The 25,800-nt window shown below is 71.2% G+C and carries 25 protein-coding genes and 1 riboswitch; of the genes, 18 read left to right on the top strand and 7 right to left on the bottom strand.

Going from position 1 to position 25,800, the window contains the following annotated elements:
- The 5 genes from ftsL to ON29_RS10015 all read right to left on the bottom strand — a co-directional run.
- On the bottom strand, positions 1–580 hold a 580-nt coding region (gene ftsL, locus ON29_RS33760), incomplete at its 3' end, for a cell division protein FtsL (protein ID WP_051175050.1).
- 127 nt (positions 581–707) lie between these two features.
- Complete coding sequence (gene rsmH, locus ON29_RS10030) at positions 708–1,682, bottom strand: 16S rRNA (cytosine(1402)-N(4))-methyltransferase RsmH (protein WP_040865919.1); 975 nt, start codon at positions 1,680–1,682, stop codon at positions 708–710.
- A 186-nt stretch (positions 1,683–1,868) separates the two neighbouring features.
- The gene (gene mraZ, locus ON29_RS10025) at positions 1,869–2,300 is read right to left on the bottom strand and encodes a division/cell wall cluster transcriptional repressor MraZ (protein ID WP_039797118.1); all 432 of its coding nucleotides are present in this window, start codon (positions 2,298–2,300) and stop codon (positions 1,869–1,871) included.
- A 402-nt stretch (positions 2,301–2,702) separates the two neighbouring features.
- A complete protein-coding gene (locus tag ON29_RS10020; RefSeq protein WP_040865918.1) occupies positions 2,703–3,113 on the bottom strand; it encodes an SCO2097 family morphological protein in 411 nt (136 codons plus the stop codon).
- A gap of 221 nt (positions 3,114–3,334) precedes the next feature.
- Complete coding sequence (locus ON29_RS10015; protein ID WP_040865917.1) at positions 3,335–3,775, bottom strand: SAV_6107 family HEPN domain-containing protein; 441 nt, start codon at positions 3,773–3,775, stop codon at positions 3,335–3,337.
- 170 nt (positions 3,776–3,945) lie between these two features.
- Here ON29_RS10015 and ON29_RS10010 point away from each other — a divergent pair, with 170 nt between their 5' ends.
- The 5 genes from ON29_RS10010 (at position 3,946) to ON29_RS09990 (ending at position 9,085) form a co-directional block, all read left to right on the top strand.
- Positions 3,946–4,557 (top strand): GNAT family N-acetyltransferase, encoded by a 612-nt coding sequence (locus ON29_RS10010; protein WP_040865916.1) that lies wholly within the window; start codon positions 3,946–3,948, stop codon positions 4,555–4,557.
- Between the two features lie 7 nt (positions 4,558–4,564).
- Positions 4,565–6,130, top strand: a complete 1,566-nt coding sequence (locus ON29_RS10005) for a phytoene desaturase family protein (protein ID WP_040865915.1) — start codon at positions 4,565–4,567, stop codon at positions 6,128–6,130.
- Positions 6,127–6,996 (top strand): carotenoid biosynthesis protein, encoded by an 870-nt coding sequence (locus tag ON29_RS10000; RefSeq protein WP_083863338.1) that lies wholly within the window; start codon positions 6,127–6,129, stop codon positions 6,994–6,996. Before ON29_RS10005 ends, ON29_RS10000 begins: the two co-directional genes overlap by 4 nt.
- A gap of 80 nt (positions 6,997–7,076) precedes the next feature.
- Complete coding sequence (locus ON29_RS09995) at positions 7,077–7,859, top strand: LppM family (lipo)protein (protein WP_157172728.1); 783 nt, start codon at positions 7,077–7,079, stop codon at positions 7,857–7,859.
- 35 nt (positions 7,860–7,894) lie between these two features.
- On the top strand, positions 7,895–9,085 hold the full coding sequence (locus ON29_RS09990) for a glycosyltransferase family 2 protein (protein WP_040865914.1): 1,191 nt from the start codon (positions 7,895–7,897) through the stop codon (positions 9,083–9,085).
- A gap of 3 nt (positions 9,086–9,088) precedes the next feature.
- Here the strand turns inward: ON29_RS09990 and ON29_RS09985 are convergent, their stop codons facing one another.
- Positions 9,089–9,796, bottom strand: coding sequence for a hypothetical protein (locus ON29_RS09985; protein WP_040865913.1), 708 nt, complete (start codon positions 9,794–9,796; stop codon positions 9,089–9,091).
- A gap of 385 nt (positions 9,797–10,181) precedes the next feature.
- Positions 10,182–10,275: riboswitch (SAM riboswitch) on the top strand.
- Between the two features lie 27 nt (positions 10,276–10,302).
- Here ON29_RS09985 and ON29_RS09980 point away from each other — a divergent pair.
- The 12 genes from ON29_RS09980 to ON29_RS09925 all read left to right on the top strand — a co-directional run bounded on the left by ON29_RS09980 (position 10,303) and on the right by ON29_RS09925 (position 23,312).
- Positions 10,303–11,310: an amino acid ABC transporter permease gene (locus ON29_RS09980; protein WP_040865912.1), complete on the top strand. Its 1,008-nt coding sequence runs from the start codon at positions 10,303–10,305 to the stop codon at positions 11,308–11,310.
- Positions 11,307–12,074: an amino acid ABC transporter ATP-binding protein gene (locus tag ON29_RS09975; RefSeq protein ID WP_040865911.1), complete on the top strand. Its 768-nt coding sequence runs from the start codon at positions 11,307–11,309 to the stop codon at positions 12,072–12,074. The genes ON29_RS09980 and ON29_RS09975 overlap by 4 nt, the downstream gene beginning before the upstream one ends.
- 14 nt (positions 12,075–12,088) lie before the next feature.
- Positions 12,089–13,048, top strand: coding sequence for an ABC transporter substrate-binding protein (locus tag ON29_RS09970; protein ID WP_245548886.1), 960 nt, complete (start codon positions 12,089–12,091; stop codon positions 13,046–13,048).
- Positions 13,049–13,162: 114 nt separating this feature from the next.
- Complete coding sequence (locus ON29_RS09965) at positions 13,163–14,782, top strand: ABC transporter substrate-binding protein (protein WP_085994855.1); 1,620 nt, start codon at positions 13,163–13,165, stop codon at positions 14,780–14,782.
- A 2-nt stretch (positions 14,783–14,784) separates the two neighbouring features.
- Complete coding sequence (locus tag ON29_RS09960) at positions 14,785–15,789, top strand: ABC transporter permease (RefSeq protein ID WP_040865909.1); 1,005 nt, start codon at positions 14,785–14,787, stop codon at positions 15,787–15,789.
- 131 nt (positions 15,790–15,920) lie between these two features.
- Positions 15,921–16,733, top strand: a complete 813-nt coding sequence (locus ON29_RS09955; protein WP_373283857.1) for an ABC transporter permease — start codon at positions 15,921–15,923, stop codon at positions 16,731–16,733.
- Entirely contained in the window at positions 16,730–18,352 is a 1,623-nt protein-coding gene (locus ON29_RS09950; RefSeq protein ID WP_040865907.1) for a dipeptide ABC transporter ATP-binding protein, read from the top strand. The genes ON29_RS09955 and ON29_RS09950 overlap by 4 nt, the downstream gene beginning before the upstream one ends.
- Positions 18,352–18,861: a hypothetical protein gene (locus ON29_RS09945; RefSeq protein WP_157172727.1), complete on the top strand. Its 510-nt coding sequence runs from the start codon at positions 18,352–18,354 to the stop codon at positions 18,859–18,861. The genes ON29_RS09950 and ON29_RS09945 overlap by 1 nt, the downstream gene beginning before the upstream one ends.
- Positions 18,861–19,994 (top strand): LLM class flavin-dependent oxidoreductase, encoded by a 1,134-nt coding sequence (locus ON29_RS09940; RefSeq protein ID WP_040865905.1) that lies wholly within the window; start codon positions 18,861–18,863, stop codon positions 19,992–19,994. Before ON29_RS09945 ends, ON29_RS09940 begins: the two co-directional genes overlap by 1 nt.
- On the top strand, positions 19,991–21,361 hold the full coding sequence (locus ON29_RS09935; RefSeq protein WP_040865904.1) for an NtaA/DmoA family FMN-dependent monooxygenase: 1,371 nt from the start codon (positions 19,991–19,993) through the stop codon (positions 21,359–21,361). The genes ON29_RS09940 and ON29_RS09935 overlap by 4 nt, the downstream gene beginning before the upstream one ends.
- Complete coding sequence (locus ON29_RS09930) at positions 21,358–22,164, top strand: DUF1684 domain-containing protein (RefSeq protein WP_040865903.1); 807 nt, start codon at positions 21,358–21,360, stop codon at positions 22,162–22,164. The genes ON29_RS09935 and ON29_RS09930 overlap by 4 nt, the downstream gene beginning before the upstream one ends.
- Positions 22,161–23,312: an LLM class flavin-dependent oxidoreductase gene (locus ON29_RS09925; RefSeq protein WP_040865902.1), complete on the top strand. Its 1,152-nt coding sequence runs from the start codon at positions 22,161–22,163 to the stop codon at positions 23,310–23,312. The genes ON29_RS09930 and ON29_RS09925 overlap by 4 nt, the downstream gene beginning before the upstream one ends.
- A 137-nt stretch (positions 23,313–23,449) precedes the next feature.
- Here ON29_RS09925 and ON29_RS09920 read toward each other — a convergent pair whose 3' ends face one another.
- Entirely contained in the window at positions 23,450–24,451 is a 1,002-nt protein-coding gene (locus ON29_RS09920; protein ID WP_040865901.1) for a methylenetetrahydrofolate reductase, read from the bottom strand.
- A 184-nt stretch (positions 24,452–24,635) separates the two neighbouring features.
- On the opposite strand from ON29_RS09920, the gene ON29_RS09915 reads away from it, so the two are divergent.
- A complete protein-coding gene (locus ON29_RS09915; RefSeq protein ID WP_040865900.1) occupies positions 24,636–25,769 on the top strand; it encodes a polyprenyl synthetase family protein in 1,134 nt (377 codons plus the stop codon).
- Positions 25,770–25,800: the final 31 nt, after the last annotated feature.

Raw genomic sequence — 25,800 nt, 5'->3', positions numbered from 1 at the left:
GACGGCCCGGCACCGGGGCACCGGGCGTCGTGGTGACCGGAACCACCCGCTCCCCCTGTGGCGAGCGCGCCGAAGGCCCGGCGTTCAGCGGCGGCACCGGAGTGCCCTGGGCCGGGGTGGGCTTGCCGATCACCGTGACCGAGCCGTCCGGCCCGATCAACAGCCGGGCCGGGTCCTTGGCGGGGATCATCCCCAGCTCCCGCGCGCGCAGCGCCAGTTCCGGGGCCGAATCGGCGACCTCGACCTCGCGTTGCAGCGCCGCGCGCTCGTCGGCCAGCCGCCGATTCGTCGCCCGCGCGTCACCGAGCTGATAGCTGTCCTCGGCGGCACGGGTGGTCAGCAGCAAGGTGAGCGCGAGGCCGCAGCCGAGCAGAACGAGGATGGCCGTGACGAACGGGATGCGCGCGGCCATCGCCGAGCGCCGCACGGTGGGCAGAAACGTGGTGTCCGAACCGGTTTCGGCGCGCATGCGCCGCTTCGCGTAGGCGCGCTGCGCCGCGCCGGATTTCACCCGCTCGGCGTCCTGAACCCGCCGGGCGACCCGGCTCGGCGCTTCGACGGTCCGCGTCCGCACGCTCATCGATTCCCCTCCTCTGTCCTCCCGGGACGCCGGACCAGCACAGCGCGGCGCTGTCTCATCCGGCCTCCGACATCGCTGCGGGACATCCGCACCCGACCGGCGCGACGCGGCGCCGGGCACTGCTCGATCACCGCGCCTCCTGGATCCGCTCGGCGGCGCGCATGCGTACCGGCGCCGCCCGCGGGTTGTCTTCGATCTCCTGTTCGGTCGCCTTCTCCGCTCCGCGGGTCAGCATCCGGAACTCCGGTCCCATGCCGGGGAGCTCGACCGGCAGGTCCACCGGTGTCCTCGACGCGGTGTGCGCGACGAACTCGTGCTTGACCACCTTGTCCTCCAGTGACTGGTAGGACATGACGACGATGCGGCCGCCCACGCGCAGCGCGGCGAGTGCGGCGGGCAGCGCGGCTCGCAACGAGTCGAGTTCCCCGTTGACCTCCACCCGCAGCGCCTGGAAGGTGCGCTTGGCGGGATGCCCGCCGGTGCGGCGTGTCGCGGCGGGGATCGTGGCGTACAGCAGCTCCACCAGCTCCGCGCTGGTGCTGAACGGTTTGATCCGGCGGCGGCGGATCACCTCGGAGGCGATCCGGCCCGCGAAGCGTTCCTCACCGTAGGTCTTCAGCACCCGGGCCAGGTCACCGTGGCTGTAGGTGTTCAGCACATCGGCGGCGGTGAGTCCGCTGGTCGGGTCCATCCGCATGTCCAGCGGGGCGTCCACGGAATAGGCGAAGCCGCGATCGGCCTCGTCCAGCTGCATCGAGGAGACGCCGAGGTCCATCAGGATCGCCGAGACCGAACCGGTGGCCGACAGGCCTGCCTCGGACAGTGCGTCGGCGATACCGTCATAGCGGGTGTGCACCAGCGTGATTCGATCCGCGAACGGCGCGAGCCGCTCACCGGCCAGCTTCAAGGCGGTGGTGTCGCGGTCGAGACCGACCAGGTGGATGTCCGGATAGGTGCTCAGGAAGTGCTCGGCGTGACCGCCGAGACCGAGCGTCGCGTCGACGTAGACCGCGCCGGGCTCGGACAAGGCCGGACCGAGTAGCGCGTCGGCTCGCTCGAGCAGAACCGGAACATGGCGGGGACCGCGCTGTTCACGGTTCACCTCGACCTCCCGGAGTCCTGCCTCGCGTCGTCGCGCACCGCCACACGGGTCGCCTTGATACAGAGTGCTTTCGATACGGATTACGAATGCCCCGGGGTCTCTGACCGAACTCCGGCACCTGGCGTCGGGGAAGTACGTCAGGGTCCGCGTCCGGGCAGAGACCGCGTGGCACTCGTGCGCCCGCGGCTAGAAGATTCCGCCCAGCGACTCGTCTCTGGCTTGCGAAAAGTCCTCCTCGTGCTCGGCGAGGTAGGACTCCCACGCCTGCTTGTCCCAAATCTCCAGGAAGTCGACCGAACCGATCACCACGCAATCCCTTTGCAGGTTGGCGTAGCGACGATGGTCGGCGGACAACACGATCCGGCCCTGCGCGTCCGGACGTTGCTCGTCCGTTCCGGCCGCGAGGGCCCGGACGAACGCACGGGCCTGCGGGTTGCTTCGAGACGCGGCCGCGGCACGCCGTGCGAGCGCGGTGAACTCCTCTTTCGGGTACACGGCAAGGCTGTGGTCCTGCCCCTTCGTGACCATCAACCCTCCCGCCAGATCGTCTCGAAACTTCGCAGGCAACGTGAGTCGCCCTTTGTCGTCCAAGCGAGGTGTATAGGTACCGAGAAACAACTCGATACCTCCCTAACGATCACCTCGATGGTCGGCCCTTCAGTACTGCGCGCTCCACATTACCCCACTTTCCCCCACTTTCAATCGAAACAGGCGGTGATCTGGCTCCCGACCCAGACGATTACGCAGGTCACCCCAGCTATCACCGCCGTGGAGAACTTTCGCGAGTTCTGCCGACACGCGCCGCCCCCCGGGACAAACGCCCGAAAACACCCAGCAAACGCCCGGATGCCCCCTGCGAGGGGGCGTGGTGGGGGAAGTTTGTGGGGAGGTGTGGGGGAAGGGGGAAGTCCGGTTCGAAGATCATCCGTGCGGCGATCGGACACACACGCGAACCGGCGACGCCGCACCATCGCGGTGCGGCGTCGCCGGTTCTGCTGAAGTTGTCAGGCTACGGGCGAGCTATTCCTGCTCGAACCGCCGCCGGAAGCGATCCTCCATGCGCTCGGAGAAACCGCCCGATTTCCGCTGCCGGCCGCGCCCGCCCGAACCGGAGGTCGCTTGACCGCCGGATCGATCGTTCTTGGCGACGTTCTTCGAGGTGCCGAGCAACAGGAGTACACCGGCGCCGAACATCACGATGAATCCGATCAGGCTGATGATCGGGAAGCCGCCGGGCTTCACGGGCGCGGCGATGCCCGCGACGAGGAGAAAGAGGCCGAGGACGAACAACGCCGCGGCCTGGAGTCTGCGACGACTCGAGGTCGAACGTAGCCGTCCGCCGCGGACGGATGAGGCGAACTTGGGATCCTCAGCATAGAGAGCGCTCTCGATCTGTTCGAGCATGCGCTGCTCGTGCTCGGAGAGTGGCACGGTACCTCCCCCGGCACTAGGACGTGGCTGTCGCCTCCGGGTAGGCGACAGATAGCCGACCTTGGCGGCCATCTGTCACCAATGATACGAGTTCGATCAGGGCCAGACCACCTTATGGGTGCAGTCGGACGTAGTCCGTCTTCAGCACGCGCACGGCCGGAGCGAAGGCGGAGGTACGCCTTATGGGTGCAGTCGGACGTAGTCCGTCTTCAGGCCGATAACTATGCGGTCATGTCGCCGGTCACTCCCGGGGCGGGCCGCAACCGAGCCGATGCCGCGAGGAGGTCTTCCACGTCATGGAGGAATGCCGCCACCCGCGAAGAGAACTCGTCCGCCTCGTGTTCGTCGACATTCCGGTCCAGCCCCGCCTCCAGCGCCGCCCGGATCTCCGAGCGGGCGCTGAAGTAGTCGGCCCACATCACGAATTCCGGCGCGGCGCGCTGCATCAGCACCCACGCGTTGCGCGAGCGCGCCCGGGGGGCGGCGTCGGCGCCCGTGAGCGCGATCACCGCGCCCGCGCCGCGCAGCGCGGCGAGGTAGGCGGTGCGGAACCGCTCCCGCGGATCCCGCTCCCCCGCCGCCTGCATGAGCAACCCGTCCGCGCGCTCCAGCAACTTGCCGGCCCGGCCGGGCCGGCCCGGATGTTCCACTCGACCAGACATCGCCGTCCCTCCACCATCGCGTACCTTGGCCGGTATCCCGTACTGGAGGCGGGGTGCCCCACCGCTTTCCAGCACCACCCGGACCGAACAGGTATTCGAACGTTTGAATTGAGCTTCAATATAGAGACGCCCACCGACAAACTTCCGCGTCCGCGCGACCGACGAGAGCCATGACCGCCGTCAAGCCCAATCACACTCCCGCACCCGCCGTCATCGATCTCTCGGTGGCGGCTCTGCGCTCCCGGCTGCACGACGCGCTGGCGGTCTACGTGGCCGCCATGGACTATCCGCACGGGACCGAGAACCATCGCGCGCCGATGTGGACCGAGCACACCACCCGCCCCGGCTGGCAGGCGGTCGCCGCGGTGCTGCCCGACGACTCCGGCCGGATCGATCTGCGCCACGCGCCGATCGTGGCGATCGCCTACGGCTATCGCGGCGCCGCCCACCAGTGGTGGCACCAGCAGGTGCACAGCGGGATGAGGCGCTCGGGCTGGCCGGAACACTCCGCGCGCGAATTGCTGTCGGACTACTTCGAGCTCACCGAACTGCATGTGCATCCCGCCGCGCAGGGTCGCGGCATCGGCGGCACACTGCTGGAACGGCTGCTGCGCGACCGCACCGAGCGCGCCGTGCTGCTGTCGACGCCCGAGGTCACCGGCGAGGACAATCGCGCATGGCGGCTGTACCGCAGGCAGGGATTCACCGACGTGGTCCGCAATTTCGTGTTCGCGGGCGACAACCGTCCGTTCGCGATCCTCGGCAGGCGGCTGCCGCTGTGAGGGTCACGTGACGGTGGTCGTCGTCGGCTCGGGTCACAACGCCTTGGTCGCCGCGTGCTATCTCGCCCGCGCCGGACACGAGGTGGAGGTGCTCGAACGCGACGACGTCCTCGGCGGCGCGGTGTCGACGGTCGAGCGGTTCCCCGGCCATCGGGTCGATCGCGGCTCGTCGGCGCACATCATGATCCGCCACACCGGCATCGTCGAGGAACTCGAACTCGACCGCTTCGGTCTGCGATACATCGACTGCGACCCATGGGGTTTCACGCCCGCGCACGCGGACCGCTCCGCGATCGTGTTCCATCGCGACCTGGAAGCGACCTGCGCGTCGATCGCGGCGGCTTGTGGCCCGCGGGACGCGGCCGCCTACCGCCGGTTCGTGCGGACGTGGGGTCCGCGCAGCGCCCGGGTGATGCGGGCCTTCGGCGGCGGACCGACGCCGGGACGGCTGGTGCGGTCGTTCTGGGGGCTGGACGCGAAGGACGGCGGCAGCGCTCTGTCGCGGGAATTCCTGCAATCCGGTGACGCGCTGCTGGACGCCTGCTTCGAGGACGAACGGTTGAAGGCGTCGCTGGCGTGGTTCGGCGCCCAGTCCGGGCCGCCGATGTCCGAGCCGGGCACCGCGCCGATGGTGGGCTTCGCCGCGCTCATGCACACCCTGCCGCCGGGACGCGCGGTCGGCGGCAGCGGGGCGCTGAGCACGGCCCTGGTGGCGCGGCTGCGCTCCGACGGCGGGGTGGTGACCGCGGGCGACGCGGCGTCCGCGCTGCGCCGCGACGGCGACCGCTGGCGGGTGCGCACCGCCTCGGGCCGAGACCTGCGCGCGGACATCGTGATCGCGGGCTGCCATGTGCTGACGACGCTGGAGCTGCTGCGCGACGGTGGCTTCGACGGCGCGGTGCTCGACGACTGGCGCAGGCGCATCCGCGTGGGTCCCGGCATCGGGATGGTGGTGCGCGCCGCCACGTCGGCGCTGCCCCGCTACCCCGGCAGCCCGGCCGAGCATTCCGCCCACGGCCTGCAATTCCTGGTGTCCGACCGCGCGCAGTTGCGCCGTGCGCACGGTGCGGCGCTGGCCGGGGACCTGCCGCCGCGACCGGTCGTCCTGGCGATGAGCTTCAGCGCACTGGACCCGACCATCGCGCCGCCCGGTGAGCATCAGTTGTCGCTGTGGGCGCAGTGGCACCCGTACCGCCTGGCCTCCGGCGCCGACTGGTCCGATCTCGCGCGGCAGGAAGGCGACCGGATCATCGCCGAAGTGGAGTCCTACGCGCCCGGTTTCGCGGAGACGGTGCTGCGCGGGTATGTGCAGACGCCGGTGGATCTGGAGCGCGAACTCGGGCTCGTCGGCGGCAACGTCATGCACGTGGAGATGTCGCTGGACCAGATGATGCTGTGGCGACCACTGCCCGAGCTGGCGGGGCAGCGGGTGCCCGGCGCGCGGGGGCTGTATCTGACGGGCGCGTCCACCCATCCCGGCGGCGGTGTCTCCGGCGCGAGCGGCCGCACGGCCGCCACCCTCGCACTGCGCGACCTGCACCGGCGCGGGCTGACCCGGTGGCTTCGACGATGACGGACTCGGGCGATCCGCCGCCTGTCCCGGCGGAACCCACCGCGCCCGAGCACGCCACGGGCCTGCCGTCCGGCTATCGCTCGGCGAGTTTTCTGCTGCCCCTCGTCCTCGTGGCGCTGACGATCGTCGCGCAGATCGGATATCCGCTGACCACGGGCGGTGGGCGCGACCGCATCACCGTCGCGGTCGTACTGCTGTCCACCGGCGCCGCGCTGGCGCACGCGACGGCGACCAGGGGATCGCGCTATGCCGTCGGCTTTCTGACCATCGTCTCCGGCATCGGGCTCACGGCGGAGGTGATCGGCACCGCGACCGGCATCCCGTTCGGCTGCTACGAGTACGCGACCGACCGGCTCGGGCCGGCCTTGCTCGAGGTGCCGTTGATCGTCCCGCTGGCGTGGACCGGCGGGATGTATCCGGTGTGGGTGGTGGCCGGGATGCTGTCGCGGCGCACGATCGCCCGGATCGGCTGGACGGCGGTCGGCGCGGTGGGCTGGGACCTGTTCCTCGATCCGCAGATGGTGGCCGACGGGCAGTGGACCTGGTGTGACATCCATTCCGGACTGCCCGGCCTCGACTGGATTCCGCTGACGAATTACCTGGGCTGGTTCGGCGTGGCGTTCGTGATGGCCGCGGTGCTCGCGGTCTGGGAGCGGGCGGCGCCGGATCCGGTGCCGACGCCGCGATCGCACGGCCGCGCGATCGCGCTCACCGTTCCGGTGGCCTTGTTCCTGTGGACCTGGCTCGGGTCGGCGCTGGCCCACGCGGTGTTCCTCGACCTTCCCTCCTCGGCGGGATACGGCCTCGCCGGTATGGGTCTGCTGGGCGTTCCCCTGCTGGTCGCCCTGGCTCGCGCGCGCCGCTGACCCGCCGCCGCGTCCCGCGCCGGGCGCGCCGACGCGCGCTGCGACTGGCGCGTTTCATTCCGGGCGGCAGGCCTGGCACGATGTCACCCGTGCAGCCGAGTCCCGTCATCACGAAGCCCGATGCCCCGGACCTCCCGCGGCGGCGGGCCCCACGCCGCGGCGTGCGTGTCGCGTCGGTGGTCCTGCTCGCGGCGATGCTGGTGCCGATGCTCGCGGGCTGCCTGCGGGTGCAGGTCTCGATGGGGGTCTCGTCCAACGACCGGGTGTCCGGCCGGATCGTCGCCGCCGTGGTGCCCGCCGACGCCGGGGACAAGGGCCCGCAGCTGAAGGCGCCCGAGACGCTGGCGGCCAAGTTACGGGTGGAGCCGTACGCCCAGGACGGCTACACCGGCAGCCAGGTGTTCTTCGAGGACCTGTCCTTCGGTGATGTGCAGCAGCTCGGCCAGCTGTCCGAGCAGACCCAGGGCATGTTCCAGTTGCAGTTCCAGCGCACCGGCGACCTGGTCAGCCTGAGCGGGCGGGTCGATCTGAAATCGCTGCCGCCGCACGGCTCGGACGTGCAGTTGACCATCGCATTCCCGGCCCGCGTCGCCAAGACCAACGGCAGCCGCGAGGGCGACAACGTCGTCTCCTGGAAACTGCCGCCCGGCGAAGTGACCAGGCCGCAGGCCGAGGTCAGCTACGCCGACCCGAACACCCGCTCGTTCGCGGGCTGGGCGGGCATCGCGGGCGGCATCACGCTCGCGGTGGCCGCCATCGTCGCGGCGATGGCGTACATGGACCGCAACCCCGCCGCGCCCGGCGCGCCGGAAGTCGGCTTCTCCCTGAGCCGCTGGTGGCGCTCGGTGACGCAGAATCGCTGAGCGGCAGGTCGGTGCGCCGGGATAGCGTGGCCCACATGGTGAGTGCCGACCTGCCGAAGACGTTGCGCGCGAACTCGATCCTGCCGATCTTCGCCACCGCGGTGGCGGCGCTCGGCGCGGGCATCGCGCTATACAACCGCATCACCGTGCAGAGGTTGACGAATGCCCCGACGACGGTGATCGAACCCGTCACCGTCTGCGTTCCCGCGCGCAACGAGGCCGACCGGCTACCCGCCCTGATCGGTGACCTGCGCGCGCAGGTCGGCGTACCGCGCCTCGCGGTGCGCATCCTCGATGACGCGTCCACCGACGACACCGGCGCCGCCGCCCTGGCGGCGATCGGCGACGACCCGCGTTTCACCCTGCTGCGCACCGAGTCGGATCCGGTCGCCGGCTGGACCGGAAAGGCCGCCGCCTGTGTCCGGCTTGCGGAGGAGGTGTCGACGCCGGTGCTGATCTTCCTGGACGCCGACGTGCGGCTGGCCCCCACAGCGGTCGCCGCGGCGGTCGGCGCGCTGCGCACGCGCGCGGCCGCGCTGGTCTCGCCCTGGCCCCTGCAAGTGGCCGATTCCGTGGCGGAAGCCGTGGTGCAGCCTCTGCTGTGCTGGTCGTGGGCCTCGACGCTGCCGATCGCGGTGGCCGACCGGAGCCTGCGGCCCTCCACGGCGGTGGCCTGCGGCCAGTTCCTCGTGTTCGACAACGCCGCCTACCGCGCGGTCGGCGGCCACACGGCCGTGGCGGGGAGCGTCACCGAGGACCTCGACATCGCCCGTACGCTGCGGCGAGCCGGTCACGCCACCGCTCTGGTGGCCGCCGGAGAGCTGGCCCGCACCAGGATGTATCGCGGCGCCGCCGACTTGGACGCGGGCTACACCCGCTGGCTCTGGTCGGCCTACGACGGCACGATCACGGGCGGAGCGGCGGTGGGACTCGTTGCGGCCCTTGCCTATTGGGTGCCGCCCGCGGCCGCCGTGCTCGGCAGGGGCGCGGTCCGCCGGACGGGCGCGATCGGCTGGCTCGCCGCCGTCGCCGGGCGCCTGTTGGCCCGGTCGACCGAGACCGGCGGCCCGCTGGGACGCGCGGACGTGCCTGCCGCCCTCGCGCATCCGGTGTCGGTGGCGGCGTATCTGCTGCTGTGGGCGCGTTCGCACCGGGCACGCCGTCGCGGCACGGCGCACTGGAAGGGGCGTTCGCTCCCAGGAGCGGCGCCGCGCCGCGACAGCTGAATCTCACGGGACCGCGGTGATTCCGACCGTCGGCAGGAAGAAGCAGGACTTGGCGCCGTTCTGCACCGTGCCGAACACCGCGGCGAGAACGGTGCCCTTGCCGGTGTCCACCGGGACCGCCCGCACCCCGCCCATGGGGAGGGCCGCGAAGAGGAAGTCCCGGATCGCCTGCTCGGCCACCGGCCGCTGGTCCGCGGGAACGGCCGCGGGGATCATCGCGCGGGCGATGTCGGCCAGCGGCCCCATGGCGGCCGTTCCGCTGCGTCCGTTGCTCAGATTGAGCCAGGCCACCTGCATTCCCGCGGTGTTCGCGCCGTCCGGCCCGAGGCCGTAGGGCACGAAGGTGAACATGGCTTGCCCGGCCTTGACGGCGCTGAGGTCCAGTCCGGGAAGCTGCACGGTGTTCTTCGGCCACGGCCCGGGTATGGCTCCCGCCACCGCGGGCGCCAGCCCGGCCGTGGTGTTGTCGAGGCAGAACGCCGACGCACTCGGGTACGCGAACGGCTGGATACCGAGCGCGCGCAGCGCGTCGAGCGCGGTTTGGTAGGCGCCGAACAGGTCACCGGGGGCGGCGATCGGCGCGGAGAGATCGGAGAACGCGGGAATCGTGGCATCCGGAGCCGCGAACACGGCACCCGGCCCGGCAAACGCGAGGGCGACCGAACAGGTCGCGACAGCGGACAATTGGGTCAGACGACGCAAAATGATCACGAAACCTCCTCATCGGCGGAACGATCGAGGGGCACAGTACTCCGGCAAACGGCTCCAACAGCACGGATTGCGTACAGCAATTTCGCGGCGAGTCTCATTTGCCCGAAACAGGCTTCCGCGTGGCCGACCCGCGTTCCCCAGCGCTGGCCATACCCGTATGCTGCATCGGACCGCCGTCGTCCGGCGCTGGACGCCCCTCCGCGACGACGCGACAGGTTCGCACCGCCCATCGGCGAAGCAGCGCACGCCTGGTTACTACAAAGACCCGATCAACTGGCGTGGACAAGGTCTACGCTCACGCTGATTACTTCCCTTGTTCCAGCCTTCCCTTGCTGGGCATCATGATTCGGCTCGCCCCTGACATCGGTTGACAGGGGGTCGGCGCCAACCATCCAGAGCGACCGAGAGACCTGGCTCGTCGACGTCGCAGCAACCCCCCGGCCACCGGGTGCGGGTGCTTCCGCCGGGACCGATGGAGGAACCGAAGTGATGATCGAGGACCCGTCATGAGTGCGTCCACCGCACCCGCGACCGCCCCGGCGCGCGAACCGGACCCGACCGGCACACCCGTCCCCGCGCCGGACGCCGCCGAGTCCGGCACGCCGCCGACCGTGGCCAAGACCCGGCACCCCTGGCGCTGGGTGGTCAGTGCCGTCGCGCTGATCCTGCTCGCCCAGTTCGTGCACGGGCTGGCCACCAACCCCGGGTGGGACTGGCCGACGTTCGCGCAGTACATCACCGCGAAATCGGTGCTGTCGGCGTTGCGGGTCACCGTGGAGCTGACCGTATGGGGCACGGCGCTGGGCTTTCTGCTCGGCACCGCGCTCGCGGTCGCCCGGCTGTCGAACAATCCGGTGCTGCGGGTGATCTCGTGGGTCTACATCTGGGGGTTCCGTTCGATCCCGCTGATCGTGCAGCTGCTGTTCTGGTTCAACATCGCCTACCTGTACCGGACCGTCTCGATCGGCATCCCGTTCGGGCCCGCGCTGTTCACCTTCGAGGTGAACGGGGTGATCAGTGGTTTCACCGCTGCCGTGATCGGCTTGGCCCTGCATCAGGCGGCGTATTCGGCCGAGATCATCCGGGCCGGGTTCATCGCGGTGGACGCCGGTCAGCTGGAAGCCGCCGCCGCGCTGGGGATCCCACGGCTGCGGCAGTTCCGCACGGTGGTGGCGCCGCAGGCCATGCGCTCGATCCTGCCGAACGCGACCAACGAGGTGATCAGCCTGTTCAAGGGCACCTCGATCGTGTCGGTGATGGCGATCGCCGAGCTGTTCTACCAGGTCCAGGTCATCTACGGGCGCAACGGGCGGGTGGTGCCGCTGCTGATGGTCGCGACGGTCTGGTACATCGTGCTCACCACCGTGCTGTCGGTGGCGCAGTACTACATCGAACGCCACTACGCCAAGGGCGCGCACCGCACGCCGCCGCCGACACCGCTGCGACGCGCCTGGCAGAAGCTGCGCGAGGTCGCGGAGGCCGGTCCCGCCGCACCGCGCGGAGCGACCCGATGAGCGCGGCCCCCGCCGTGGAGGTCCGCGGCGTCCGGAAATCCTTCGGCGCGCATCCGGTGCTGCAAGGCATCGATCTCACCGTGCGCTCCGGCGAAGTGGTCACCGTGATCGGTCCGTCCGGTTCGGGCAAGTCGACCCTGCTGCGCGTGGTGAACCACCTGGAGTCGCTGGACGCGGGCACCGTGCGCATCGACGGCGAGCTGATCGGCTATCGGCTGCGCCGCGACCGCCTGCACGCGCTGCCCGACCGCGAAGTGCGCAAACAGCGCTCGCGGATCGGCTTCGTCTTCCAGCAGTTCAATCTGTTCCCCCACCTGACGGTGCTCGAGAACGTCACGCTCGCACCGCTTTCCGCGCAGCGACGCGACCGGACGGAGGTCGAGCGCGAGGCGCACCGGCTGCTGGAGCGGGTCGGCATCGGACAGCTGGCCGACGCGTATCCGCGCCGGTTGTCGGGCGGGCAGCAGCAGCGGGTGGCGATCGCGCGGGCGCTGGCGCTGCGGCCGCGCGTGATCCTGTTCGACGAACCCACCTCCGCACTGGACCCGGAACTGGTCGGCGAGGTGCTCGACGTGATCCGCGATCTCGCGCACGGCGGCACCGCACTGGTGATCGTCACGCACGAAATCGGTTTCGCCCGTGAGGTGGCCGACACCGTGGTGTTCCTCGACGAGGGCGTCATCGTCGAGCAGGGCCCGCCCTCGGCCGTGCTCGACCATCCCGAACACCCGCGCACCCGCGCCTTCCTTTCCCGAGTCCGCTGATGAACAGGTATCCGATGAAGTTCTCCGCCCTGGTCACCGCCGCCGCGACCGCGGTCGTGCTGCTGGCCACCGGCTGCACCGAACCCGAGGCGGACACCGCCGCGCAGCCCGCCGGTTCGATCACCTTCGACCTCTCCCCTACCCAGTCCGGTCGCGTCCGGACCGCGAAGGTCGATGCGATCGCCGCCGAAGTGCCGCAGGCGATTCGCGATCGCGGCACGCTGGTGGTGACCGGCGCGTCCGGCGCCGCGCCGCCGCTGCGGTTCTACGCCACCGACGACAAGACGGTGGTCGGCTCAGAAGTCGACTTCGCCGCACTGATCGCCGACATCCTCGGCCTGAAACTCGACGCGCAGGTGGCGGACTGGTCGCAGAACTTCGTCCGGGTGGACTCCGGTGAGGTGGACGCGTTCATCTCCAATGTCACCGTCACCGAGGAACGCAAGGAGAAGTACGACTTCGCGACCTACCGCAAGGACAACGTCGCGCTGGAGGTGCCGATCCAGAGCAAGCTCGAATACACCGACCGCACGAGCCTGGCGGGCAGACGGATCGGCGTCGGCAGCGGAACCAACCAGGAGCAGTTGCTGGTCAAGTGGAACGAGCAGAACCGGGCCGAAGGGCTGCCGCCGATCGATATCGCCTACTTCCAGCAGGTCACCGACTACTACCTGGCGCTGGCCTCGCAGCGGCTGGACGGCTACCTCGGCCCCAACCCGACCGCGATCTACCACGCGGCCACCGCGAAGCAGACCAGGATCGCGGGCACCTTCTCCGGTGCGGGCGAGGCGCTGCAAGGCGAGATCGCGGTGCTCACCAAGAAGGACAGCGGGCTGATCACCGCCGTGCAGCACGCGCTGGCCTACGCCATCGAGCACGGCGCCTACCAGCAGGTGATCGACCGCTGGGGGCTGCGCAGCGAGGCGGTCACCGAATCGCGAATCAACCCACCCGGCCTGCCGAAGAAGCGCTGAGCAGATGACGCACCGCCGCCGTATGCCCAGCCGACCGTCGGCGACCGGTGTCGCCGACGCCTTTCCCCAGCAGGGCGAGCAGCTCGCCCGCACCGAAGTATCTGGAGTCGCCTCGTGATCCGAACCCGTCACCGAATCGCCGCGCTGGCCGGCGCGCTCGCCGCCGCCACCACCGTGGCCGCCTGCGGCAGTGATTCGGCCGCACCCGGCGGCGACGCGGGTCCGCCCCGGCCGGGCGGCACCCTGCGCTACGGCCTGTCCCAGGCGCCGACCTGCTCGGACCCAGCCCAGGCGGGCACCAACCAGACGCTGTACGTGACCCGGCAGATCGTGGATTCGCTGACCGACCAGGATCCGGCCACCGGCGAGCTGAAGCCGTGGCTGGCGCAGAGCTGGGAAGCGAGCCCCGACGCGAAGGTCTTCACCTTCCACCTCACCGACGGCGTCACCTTCAGCGACGGCACGCCGCTCACCGCCGACTCGGTGCGCAACACGTTCGATTCGGTCGTGCGGCTCGGCTCGGGCAAGGCGCCGCTGGGCAGCAGCTACCTCACCGGCTACGTAGGCACCACGGCCGTCGACCGGCTCACCGCCCGGGTCGAGTTCAGCAAGCCCAACGCCCAATTCCTGCAGGCGGCCTCGACCGCCCAGCTCGGCATCCTGGCCGACGTGACCACGGCGAAGCCCGCCGAGCAGCGCTGCCTCGGCGACAACGTCGGCAGCGGGCCGTTCACCTACACGGCCTACCGCCAGGACGCCGCGGTGACGCTGGCCAAGCGCAGCGGCTACCACTGGGGTTCGGCGGTGTTCGCCCATCGCGGCGAGGCCTACCTGGACAAGATCGAGTTCACCGTGGTGCCCGAATCCGGCGTGCGCACCGGCAGTCTCGCCTCCGGGCAGCTGGACGCGATCAGCGACGCGTTGCCGCAGGACGCGCCGCAGATCGAGGCGGCGGGCGGCCGGGTGCTCAGCACCGCCAACCCGGGTGTGCCGTTCGGCCTGCAGCCCCACGTCACACGCGGACCGCTGCGCGATCCGGCGGTGCGCCAGGCACTGCTGCCCGCGATCGATCGCAAGCAATTGGTGGACACCGTGCTCGGCCCGCAGTTCAAGCCCGCCACCAGCGCGCTGGCGAGCACCACACCCGGCTACACCGACCTCTCGGCACGGCTGGCCTTCGACCCGGCGAAGGCGCGCACCATCCTCGACCAGGCCGGGTGGGTGCCCGGCGCGGACGGCATCCGGGCGAAGAACGGTGAGCGGTTGACGTTCTCGGTGCTCTTCAGCCAGGTGTTCGCGGGCAACCAGGCGATCCTCGAACTGGTGCAGCAGCAACTGCGGCAGGTCGGCGTCGAACTGAAGCTGGACCTGGTGTCGGTGGCGGAGACCACGGCGCGGCAGAACAGCAAGGACTTCGACACCTTCTACGGCAACACCACCCGCGCCGATGGCGACATCCTGCGCACCTCCTTCGGTCTCGACGGGCGCAACCTCAATGGGCGCGGCCCCATCCCGCCGCTGGACGACGCGCTGAACGGGCAGGTCGCCACCGTGGACACCACGGTGCGCAACGGGCTCATCCACACCGCGCAGCAGCAGGTGCTCGAGGCGGGCCTGCTGATCCCGACCGTCGAGCTGTCCCAGGCGATCGGAGCGGCGGCGAACACGCAGGACCTGAAGTTCGAAGCCTCGGCGCGATTGCAGTTCTTCGACACCTGGCTGAGCGGGCGATAGTCATGGCGCGTTATCTGGCCCTGCGGGTGTTGCAGGCGATCTGGGTGCTGTGGGCGGCGTTCACGCTGTCGTTCGTGGTGCTGTACCTGCTGCCCGCCGACCCGGTCTCGATCGCGGCCGATGCAGGCGGGTCGGGCACCCCGGTGGACAAGGCCGCCATCGCCGAGTTGCAGGCCCGCTACGGGCTGGATCGGCCACTGTGGGAACAGTATTGGACCGCGCTCGGGCACGCCGTGACCGGCGATCTCGGGCATTCCATCGCCACCGGGCAACCGGTCACCGGCGCGATCGGTGACGCGCTGCCCGCCACGCTCGCGTTGACCGGCGCCGCCCTGCTCTTCGCGGTCACCGGTGGCGTCGCGCTGGCGTTCGCGGCGACTCACTGCCGGCGGCCGTGGCTGCGCAACGCCTTGGCCGCGCTGCCGTCGCTGGGTGTCTCGGTGCCGACCTTCTGGACCGGGCTGCTCCTGCTGCAGGTGTTCTCGTTCCAGTTGCGGCTGGCGCCCGCGTTCGGCGGGCACGGGTTCGCGGGCACGGTGCTGCCCGCGCTCACCCTGGCGCTGCCGATCGGCGCGGTCATCGCGCAGGTGCTCACCGCCGGGCTGGAGACGACCTGGCGTCAGCCGTTCGTCGATGTGGCCCTGGCCAGGGGCGGATCGCGCTGGTGGGTGCAGCGCACGCACGTGCTGCGCCCGGCCAGTGTGCCCGCGTTCACCATCGCGGGGGTGCTGGTGGGCAACATGCTCGCCGGATCGGTGGTGGTGGAGACGGTCTTCGCCCGTCAGGGCGTCGGGCGGCTGACCCAGACCGCGGTGCTGGCGCAGGACATCCCTGTGGTGCAGGGCATCGTGCTGCTCACCTCGGCGGTGTTCGTGAGCGTGAATCTCGCGGTGGATCTGCTGTATCCGCTGCTCGACCCGCGCATCGCCGCCCGCTCCCGCGCCGTGGGCGGCGAGTCCGAGCGGACCGCCGTCGACGCCGCCGAGGAGGCGATCATCCGTGCCTGACGCCGCTTCCGTCATTCGTACCGCCGCCGGACGCGCGCTCGGCGCGCCGCCGGCCGAGGAGGTGAGGACTCGTGGTTGACGTCATCGAGGAACGGCGCGCAGCCGTGCTACCCGGCCTGCGGCGCCCGGCCGTGCGCTGGAAGAGGCTGCGCGGCAATGCCGGACTGCTGATCGCGGGCGCTGTCGCGCTGCTCGCCGTGGGATGGGCGCTGGCCCCGTCGGTCTTCGCGGGCGGCGACCCGCTGACCGGAGTGCCCGCGCAGAAGTTCCAGGGCCCCAGCGCCGAACACTGGTTCGGCACCGACAATCTCGGACGCGACCTCTACACCCGGATGGTGCACGGCGCCGGGCTCTCGTTGACCGCCACGCTGGCCGCCGTCGGCCTAGCGCTCGTCACCGGGTCGCTGCTCGGACTGCTGTCGGGCGCGATCGGCGGCGTGGTCGACGCCGTGGTCATGCGTTCGGTCGATGTGCTGCTGTCGGTGCCCGCGTTGCTGCTGTCGCTCGCATTGGTCACCGCGCTCGGCTTCGGCACCAGCAATGTGGCGATCGCGGTAGGCGTTTCGCTGGTGGCCAATTTCGCGCGTGTGATGCGATCGGAAGTGCTGCGGGTCCGGCAAGCGGTGTACGTGGAGGCGGCCCACGCCGCGGGGGTGCGCTGGTACACGGTGCTGGCCAGGCACGTGCTGCCCAATGCCTACCAGCCCGTACTCGCCTTGGCCGCGGTCGAATTCGGCATGGCGGTGCTGGCGGTGTCGGCGCTGAGCTTCCTCGGTTACGGCGCGAAGCCGCCCACCCCCGAGTGGGGCACGCTGATCTCGGAGGGCCGCAACTACCTCGCGACCGCGTGGTGGATGACCACCCTGCCCGGCTTCGTCATCATCGCCGTCGTGCTCGCCGCACAGCGCCTCGGACGCGCGATCGGGAAGGGAGAACACCCGTGAGCACCCCCGCATCTCCGCTGCTGCACATCGAGGACCTGCGGGTTCGGTACCGGTCCGGAACCGGCGCGGCCACCGCGCTGAACGGGGTGTCGCTCACGGTGGACCGCGGCGAGGTGGTGGCCCTGGTCGGCGAATCCGGCTCCGGCAAGTCCACCCTCGCCCACGCCGTGATCGGCCTGCTCGGGGCGAACGCCGAGACCACCGGGGGGACCGTCACTTTCGACGGCGCCGTGGTCGACACCGGCTCCGAACGCGTGCTGCGGCGGCTGCGCGGAGCTCGCATCGGGTTCGTCCCCCAGGACCCCGGACTGTCGCTGAACCCCGTCCGGCGCGTGGGTGATCAGGTGGCCGAAGCACTGGTGGTGCACGGACTGGCCGACCGGAAGGCGGCGCGGGCGCGGGCGATCGAACTGCTGGCCGACGCGGGACTGGATCGGCCGGAACTGCGGGCCGCTCAGTACCCGCACGAGCTGTCCGGCGGGCAGCGCCAGCGGGTGCTGATCGCCGCGGCGCTGGCCTGCGCACCGGACCTGGTCATCGCCGACGAGCCGACCAGCGCGCTCGACGTGACCGTCGCGCGCCGGGTACTGGACCGGCTCGCCGAGCAGATCGCGGCACGCGGCACGGCGGTGCTGCTGATCACCCACGATCTGGCCGTCGCCGCCGAACGCGCCGATCGGCTCGTCGTGCTCAACGGCGGCGAGGTGGTGGAGAGCGGCCCGACCGCCGAATTGCTGGCCACACCGCGCCACCCGTACACCAAGCGCCTGCTCGCCGCCTCGCCCAGCCTCGCTCCGGCGGGCGGCTACCGCGAGCCCAAGCCACGCGACGGTAAGCCGCTGCTGGTCCTGCGCGAAGTGCACAAGACCTTCCGGGCGCACGGGGGCGACAGCGTGACCGCGGTGGCCGGGGTCGGCTTCGAACTGGGCCGCGGCGAGACCCTCTCGCTGGTCGGCGAATCCGGGTCGGGCAAGTCCACCACCGCGCGGATCGCGTTGCGGCTCACCGAACCCGATCGGGGCGAGGTCACCTTCGACGGGCAGCTGCTGTCGAAGGCACGCGGGTCGCGGCTGCGCGCGCTGCGCAAACGCTTCCAGGTGGTGTACCAGAACCCTTACGCCTCGTTGGATCCGCGCTGGCGGGTGGGCTCGATCATCGAAGAACCGTTGCGCGCGTTCGGAGTCGGCAGTCGCGCGCAGCGGCGCGACCGGGTGGCGGAATTGCTGACGCAAGTCGCGCTGCCGTCCGGGTTCGCCCAGCGCAAGCCCGCCGAGCTGTCCGGCGGGCAGCGTCAGCGCGTCGCCATCGCCAGGGCGCTGGCGCTGCATCCCGAGCTGCTGGTGCTCGACGAACCGGTCTCCGCGCTGGACGCCTCGGTGCAGGCGCAGATCCTCGAACTGCTGGACGGCCTGCAGGCCGAACTGGCGCTGAGCTACCTGTTCATCTCGCACGATTTGGCGGTGGTGCGCCGCATCAGCGACCACGTCGCGGTGTTGCGGCGCGGCCGCATCGTCGAATCCGGCCGCACCGCGGAGATCTTCGGCAACCCGCGGCACGAGTACACCCGCGAGCTCTTGTCGGCCATCCCGGCGCCCGCAGTCTCGAAAGGCGTGTCGTAATGCCCCGTCCGACCTACCGCCACAGCCGGGTGCTGGACCGGCAGCAGCGCTGGGCCCCGTGCCGCAGCCGCCCGGAACCCGCCGTCGCGTCCTGCGCGATCACCCCTCCCTCCGCACCGGAGCCCACCACCGGCCACGAGCCGTGGTGGCACCGACCGAAAAGGATCGCTCTTATGGTGTACTCCGCCTTCAACCGGAAACCGGCCGCCACCGACGCCGAACCGTCTCCCGCGCCGGACATCCCGGCCGCCCCGGCCGTCTTCGCACCCGATCCCGCGCGCTGGTGGCGCACCCGTCTGCGCGCCCCGCGTGCCGCCGACACCTCCGGCAACCCGCGCGTGCACGCCGTCGCCCCGGTCCGCGCCGAGCGCGACCGCCGCGCCGTCCGGTCCGCGCGCGGCATGCGCGCCGCACTGTGGCAGCAGGCGTTGCTGCTGGGACCCGATGTCGCCGGATCCGGGACCCATCCGGCGCTGCGGCAGCAGATCGAGGCGGAGGGCACGGCCTGATGGCGCACTCCGGCTTCTTCCTCGCCGTCGAAGCGGCGGGTACCGGCGCGCACCCCGCGTCCTGGCGGCGTGCCGACTCGCGCGCGGAGGACCTGTTCACGGGACGGTACTGGACCGAGGTGATCGTCGCGGCCGAGCGAGCGGGCATCGACGCGGTGTTCCTGCCCGATTCGTTCGGCGTGCAGCCCGGCGGCCCCGGCGCCACCCGCGGCAGGCTCGACGCGGTCGCGATCGCCGCCCGCGTCGCCGCCGTCACCCACCGCGTCGGTCTGATTCCCCAGGCGCCGGTCACCCACACCGAACCGTTCCATCTGGCGAAGGCGATTCAGAGCTTGGACTTCGCCACGCTCGGCCGGGCGGGCTGGGAGGTCACCGTCTCCGAAGGAGACGAGCAGGCGCGGGCGTTCGGGCGCAAACCGGCGCAGGACGAGGCCGCGCTGTGGCACGAGGCCGACGAGGCGATCGAGGTCGCCACCCGGCTGTGGGACAGCTGGGAGGACGACGCGGAGATCCGCGACGCTTCGACCGGCCGCTTCGTCGACCGGGACAAGCTGCACTACATCGACTTCACCGGCGACAACTTCGCCGTGAAGGGGCCATCCATCACACCGCGCTCGCCACAGGGCCAGCCGATCGTCGCAGTGCGCGCCGACGGCGTGGCCGCCACCGCGGTCGCGCTGCGCCGCGCCGACCTGATCCGGATCGGCGCGGACGATCTCGACGCGGCGCGGACACGGCGCACCGCGTTGCGCGCCGCGCTCGCGGACGCGGGACGCGACCCAGACAGCGTGCACGTACTGCTGGATCTCGACATCCACTTGGCCGGCTCCGCGGACGCGGCGCGGGAGGAAGCACACACCTTGGACGGCTGGGCCGGCCCGGTCCGCAGCGCAGCGCCCAGCGCCCTTCGCCACCTCGGGACCGCAGAGACACTGCGCGAAGTGCTCGCGGCCGTGGACAGCGCGGAGGCCGCCGACGGCGTCGTCCTGCGCCCGCTCGCGCTTCCGGCCGCCGTGCGCCTGCTGCCCGGTATCGACCGGAAGCCGCTGTCGGACAGCACATTACGTGCGCGCCTCGGGCTGCCTCGTCCGCAGAGCCGCTACGCCATCAGCACGAAAGGCACCCCGTCGTGACCGACAAGCCTCGCAAGCCGGTTCACCTCGCCGCCCACTTCCCCGGCGTGAACAACACCACCGTCTGGAGCGACCCCGAGTCGGGCAGCCAGATCGATTTCGCGTCGTTCGAGCATCTGGCGCGTACCGCCGAGCGCGGCCTGTTCGACTTCTTCTTCCTCGCCGAAGGCCTGCGGCTGCGCGAACATCGCGGCCGCATCCACGACCTCGACGTCGTGGGCAGGCCGGACACCTTCACCGTCCTCAACGCGCTGGCCGGGGTCACCGAGAAGCTGGGACTGGCCGGCACCATCAACAGCACCTACAACGAGCCGTTCGAGCTGGCAAAGCAATTCGCCTCGCTCGACCACCTCTCCGGCGGCCGCGCGGCCTGGAACGTCGTGACCTCCTCCGACGCGTTCACCGGCGAGAACTTCCGGCGCGGCGGCTATCTCGAGCACGGCGAGCGCTACCACCGCGCGGCCGAGACCGTCGAGGTGACCCGCGCGCTGTGGGACAGCTGGGCCGCGGACGCACTGGTCGTCGACCGGCAGGCCGGGGTGTTCGCCCGGGAGATCCCCGAAACCCGCCATCGCGGAGCACAGTTCGACATCACCGCACGATTCGTGCTGCCACCGAGCCCGCAGGGCCATCCGGTGCTGTTGCAGGCGGGCGACTCCGAGGACGGCCGGGAATTCGGCGCGGCCACGGCCGACGCGATCTTCACCGGCCACGGCACCCTCGAGGACGGGCAGCGCTTCTACGCCGACCTGAAAGGCCGCCTGGCCAAGTACGGGCGAACCCCCGACCAGCTGAAGATCTTCCCCGCCGCCACTTTCGTCCTCGGCGACACCGAGGCCGAGGCGCAGGAACGCGCCAGGCACATCCGCCTCCAACAGGTCGGCCCGCAGACCGCGATCGCCTTCCTCGAACAGGTCTGGGGCCGGGACCTGTCCGGATACGACCCGGACGGACCGCTGCCCGACGTCGAGCCCGTCGACGACGTGAACATCACCCGCGGCCGCGTGCGGCACGCCAAAGATCCCCGCGCGGTCGCCGAGTCCTGGCGGGCCAGAGCCGAAGCCGAAGGGCTCAGCATCCGGGAGCTGATCATCGAGGTCACCGCGCGCCAGCAGTTCGTCGGCACGCCCGCGGCGGTCGCCGAGCGGATCGACGCCTACGTGCAGTCCGACGCCGCGGACGGTTTCATCCTCGTCCCGCACCTCACCCCGCACGGCCTGGACGAATTCGTCGACCGGGTCGTCCCGGAACTACAGGAGCGCGGCAGCTTCCGCACCGAGTACGCCGGAACCACCTTGCGCGACCACCTCGGCCTGCGCCATCCCCACCGTCGCACCACCGCCCACGAAGGAGCCGAAGCGTCATGACCACGAGCATCACCACCGTTTTCGAGACCGAGTGGGCGCGCTGGCACCACACGCGGGAAGACCTACTGCGCGACCCACTCGGCTTCCTCGGCCTGACCGCGCTGCACTGGCTCACCGACCGCCCCGAACGCCTGCCGGACCTGCCCGGCACCTGGTGGGTCACCGACGAGAAGGTGTTCATCACCGCCCAGCCCGCCGACCGGCTCGAATACGACGGGCTCGGCATCGCGGGCGTACAGATCGTCACCCCTGCCGAAGGGGCGCCCGGACTGCACGTCCGGCAGGAGCGCCGGGTGCTCGAGGTGATCCGCCGCACGGGCCGCTACGCCGTCCGGGTGCACGACCCAGCTTCGCCCGCCCTGCTGACCTTCGACGGCATCCCGGCCTACCGGCCCGACCCGCGCTGGGTGGTCCCGGGACGCTTCACGCCGTTCGCGCAGCAGCGGACCGTGGTCACCGGCGCCGTGGTCGATGGTCTCGAGCATCACCACAGCGCCGCGGGCACCATCGAATTCCGCATCGGCGAGGTGACCGAACGCGTCGTCGCGTTCGGCGACCAGGACAACCTGCGGGTGTTGTTCACCGACGCCACGAGCGGTGTGACCACCTACCCGGCGGCGCGATCGCTGACCGTGGGCACGCCGGAGGCGGACGGTACGGTGCTGCTGGACTTCAACCGCGCCGCGAATCTGCCGTGCGCCTTCACCGATTTCGCGACCTGCCCGGTGGCGCCCGCGCAGAACCGGCTGCGCGTGGCCATCGAAGCGGGCGAGCAGGACCCGCGGCCGGGACGTGCCGCATGAGCGGCCGGTTCGTTCCCCTCTCGATCCTGGACCTGTCCCCGATCAGCGCGGGCTCGACCGCGCAGCAGGCCCTGCGCAACACCGTCGATCTGGCCCAGCACGCCGAACAGTGGGGCTACCACCGGTACTGGCTGGCCGAACACCATTTCGTCTCGGTGGCCAGTTCCTCCTCGATCACCCTGATCGGGTTGGTCGCGGCGGCCACCGAGCGGATCCGGGTGGGTTCGGCCGCGGTGCAGGTGGGTCATCACACCTCGGCCTCGATCGTAGAGGCGTTCGGCACGATCGACGCGCTGTACCCGGGCCGGCTCGACCTGGGCCTCGGCCGGTCGGGTCATCGACGCGGCCAATTCGGGGCGGAGGCCGCGCGCGGCAAGCCCGTGGTCGGCACGGTGACCGGACGCACCGAGATCCGTGACGGCGTTGTCGTTCCGCCGCCGTTCGACCCGGGCCGCATCCTGGACCGGTCCAAGTTCATCGCCTCGGTGGGCGCCCTCCAGCAGCGCGGCGCGCAGCCACTGGAGTTCGCCGAGCAGGTCGGCGAGGTGCGCGCCCTGCTGGCGGGCACCTTCGTCAGCCCGGAAGGCGTTGCGTTGCACGCGGTTCCCGGTGAGGGCGCGCAGGTGCGATTGTGGCTGTTCGGCAGCACCGCGAGCGAGAGCGCGGAGCTGGCCGGGCGGCTGGGGCTGCCGTTCGCCGCGGCCTATCACGTCTCGCCGGGCACCGCGCTGGACGCGATCGAGGCGTATCGCGCGGCGTTCCGCCCGTCCGCCGAGCTGGCCGAGCCGTACGTGGTGATCTCCGCGGACGTGGTCGTGGCCGAGGACGACGCCACCGCCCGGCGGCTGGCCGCGAGCTACGGCCACTGGGTGCACAGCATCCGCAGCGGCGCGGGCGCGGCCGACTATCCCGATCCGGCGACCGTCGCCCCGCTCACCGCGGAGCAGCGGCGCCTGGTCGACGATCGACTCGCCACCCAGTTCGTGGGGTCACCGGGCACCGTCGTGGAGCGGCTCTCCGCGCTGCAACGCGTCAGCGGAGCGGACGAACTGCTGGTGACCACGATCACCCACCGGCACGCCGATCGGCTGCAATCGTATCGGCTGCTCGCCGAGGCGTGGGGGCTGCGCGCGGCCCGCGCGGCCTGACGCTGCGCCGGCCGGTGCGCCCTCGAGCGCACCGGCCGGTCACCGAGGCCGCCACAGTGCTCGCCGGAGCGGCTCGAACGAGCCATCCGGGGACGAGCGGCCGGTGCGGCGCACGTAGCGCACCCGAGACGGGAGACTCAGACGCTGACCGGGGCGGCCGTGACGCCGTAACCGAGGTTGGTCAGCACCTCGCTGGTCGCCTTGGCGAAATTGAGCGTGATGAAGTGCAGGCACGGCGCGCCCTCGTCGATCAGCCGCTGCGCGATCTCGGTGGCGATCTCGATGCCCGCCGCGCGCACCGCCGCGGCGTTCTCCTCCCCGCCGTCGCCCGCCGCCGTGCGCAGTCGCCGCATGACCGAGTCCGGCAGCGGCCTGCCGCACAACTCCTCGGCGCGCTGCACCGTGCGCAGCGAGGTGATCGGCATCAGCTCCGGAATGATCGGCTTGGTGCCCTCGATCGGGTCCAGCGCCACCAGCCGATCGCGCAGGCGCAGGTAGTGCTCGACGTCGAAGAACATCTGGGTGATCGAATACTCCGCTCCCGCACGCAGTTTCGCGGCCAGGAACGCGGTGTCGGTCGCCAGGTCCGGCGAGCGGTGGTGGCCCTGCGGAAACGATGCCACGCCGACGTGGAAGTCACCGAGGTCGCGCACGATGCGCACCAACTCCTCGGCGTAGGAGACGCCCTGCGGATGCTTGTGCCACTCCCCCAGCGGGTCGCCCGGCGGGTCGCCGCGCAGCACCAGGATGTTGCGGATACCGGAGTCGGCGTACGCGCCGACCAGCGAGCGCAGCTCCGCGACGCTGTGCTCCACCGCGGTCAGGTGCGCGACCGGCAGCAGCGTCGTCTGCTGCGCCAGCTCCCCGGTCACCCGGACGGTGCGGTCGCGAGTGGAACCACCGGCGCCGTAGGTCATCGACACGAACGCGGGATGCATGCACTCGAACTGCCGCACGGCGCGCCACAGCCGCGCCTCGGCGGCGGCGTCGCGGGGCGGATTGAACTCCACGGAGAACGGCACAGCATGCCCGGCGTGAGCCCGCAGACTCTGTACGACCGAAGGTGTTCCAGAGACGTTCGGGTGCGTCCGGGACGGCCGGCCAGGGGTCGAGCTTCCCCGCACGTTGTCGAAAGTCACCGGTTCAGTGTAGAGGTGGCCGGTGGCGGCCCCGTCGGGTCGCTCGGGCGTCCCGCGTATTCTTCGCTTCGAGCGACATGTTCGCCACGCCGAGCGACACGCGCGACCGCCCCCGCTCGGCCCCGAATCACCCGTAGCGCCCGGGCACCCTCCGCGACCCCGTGCGTGAACCATCCGCACGACCTTGGAGGCTCCTCTGTCCGCCGCAACCGGTACTCAGACGCCGCGGCCCGCGGTGCCGCAGCCGGGCACCCCCGCCTTCGTCACCGCCGTGGAAGACGCCCTGACCAGTTTCTTCGCCACCCGCCGCCCGACGACCGAGCGCCTCGGCACGGTCTTCGTCGAGGCCACCGACGCGCTCGAACAGTTCGTGTTGCGCGGCGGGAAACGCACCAGGCCCGCGTTCGCGTGGACCGGGTGGCTCGGAGCGGGCGGCGATCCGCACGCCCCCGAGGCCACCGCGGTGCTCACCGCCTGCTCCGCGCTCGAACTCGTCCAGGCCTGCGCGCTGATCCACGACGACATCATCGATTCCTCCCGCACCCGCCGCCGCTTCCCCACCGTGCACGTCGACTTCGAGCAGCGCCACCGCGACCGCGGCTGGGCGGGCGACTCGGCGCACTTCGGTACCAGCGTGGCCATCCTGGTCGGCGACCTGGCGCTGTCCTGGGCCGACGACATGGTGCACGCGTCCGGACTGGCGCCCGCGGCCATCGCCCGGTTCGCCCCCGTGTGGGCCGATATGCGCACCGAGGTGCTCGGCGGTCAACTGCTCGACATCAACGGCGAGGCGGGCGGCGACGAATCGGTCGAGGCCGCGCTGCGGATCAACCGCTACAAGACCGCCGCCTACACCGTCGAACGCCCGCTGCACCTCGGCGCCGCCATCGCCGCCGCCGACCAGCAGCTGATCGAGGCCTACCGCGGGTTCGGCACCGCCATCGGGATCGCCTTCCAGCTGCGCGACGACCTGCTCGGCGTCTTCGGCGATCCGGCCGTCACCGGCAAGCCCTCCGGCGACGACCTGCGCGAAGGCAAGCGCACCGTGCTGCTGGCCGAGGCGCTGCGCCGCGCGGACGAGACCGATACCGCCGCGGCCGCGCTGCTGCGTTCGAGTATCGGCACCGACCTGAGCGCCGAGCAGGTGCAGCGGCTGCGCGCGCTGCTCGCCGAACTGGGCGCGGTCGACGAGGTGGAACGCCGGATCGCCGAACTCACCGACAGCGGTCTGGCCGCCATCGAAGCCAGTTCGGCGACGCCGGTGGCCAAGGAACGGCTGCGCGCGATGGCGCTGGCCGCGACCAAGCGCGCGGCGTGAGCCGGGTATCGGGCGCCACGGCAAGGAGACG

Origin of the sequence: Nocardia exalbida NBRC 100660 (assembly GCF_000308575.1) — a bacterium.
In the GTDB taxonomy this organism is placed as follows: Bacteria; Actinomycetota; Actinomycetes; order Mycobacteriales; family Mycobacteriaceae; genus Nocardia; species Nocardia exalbida.
Note: the sequence above shows the minus strand (reverse complement) of the source record. Positions and strands in the feature narration are given on the sequence as shown.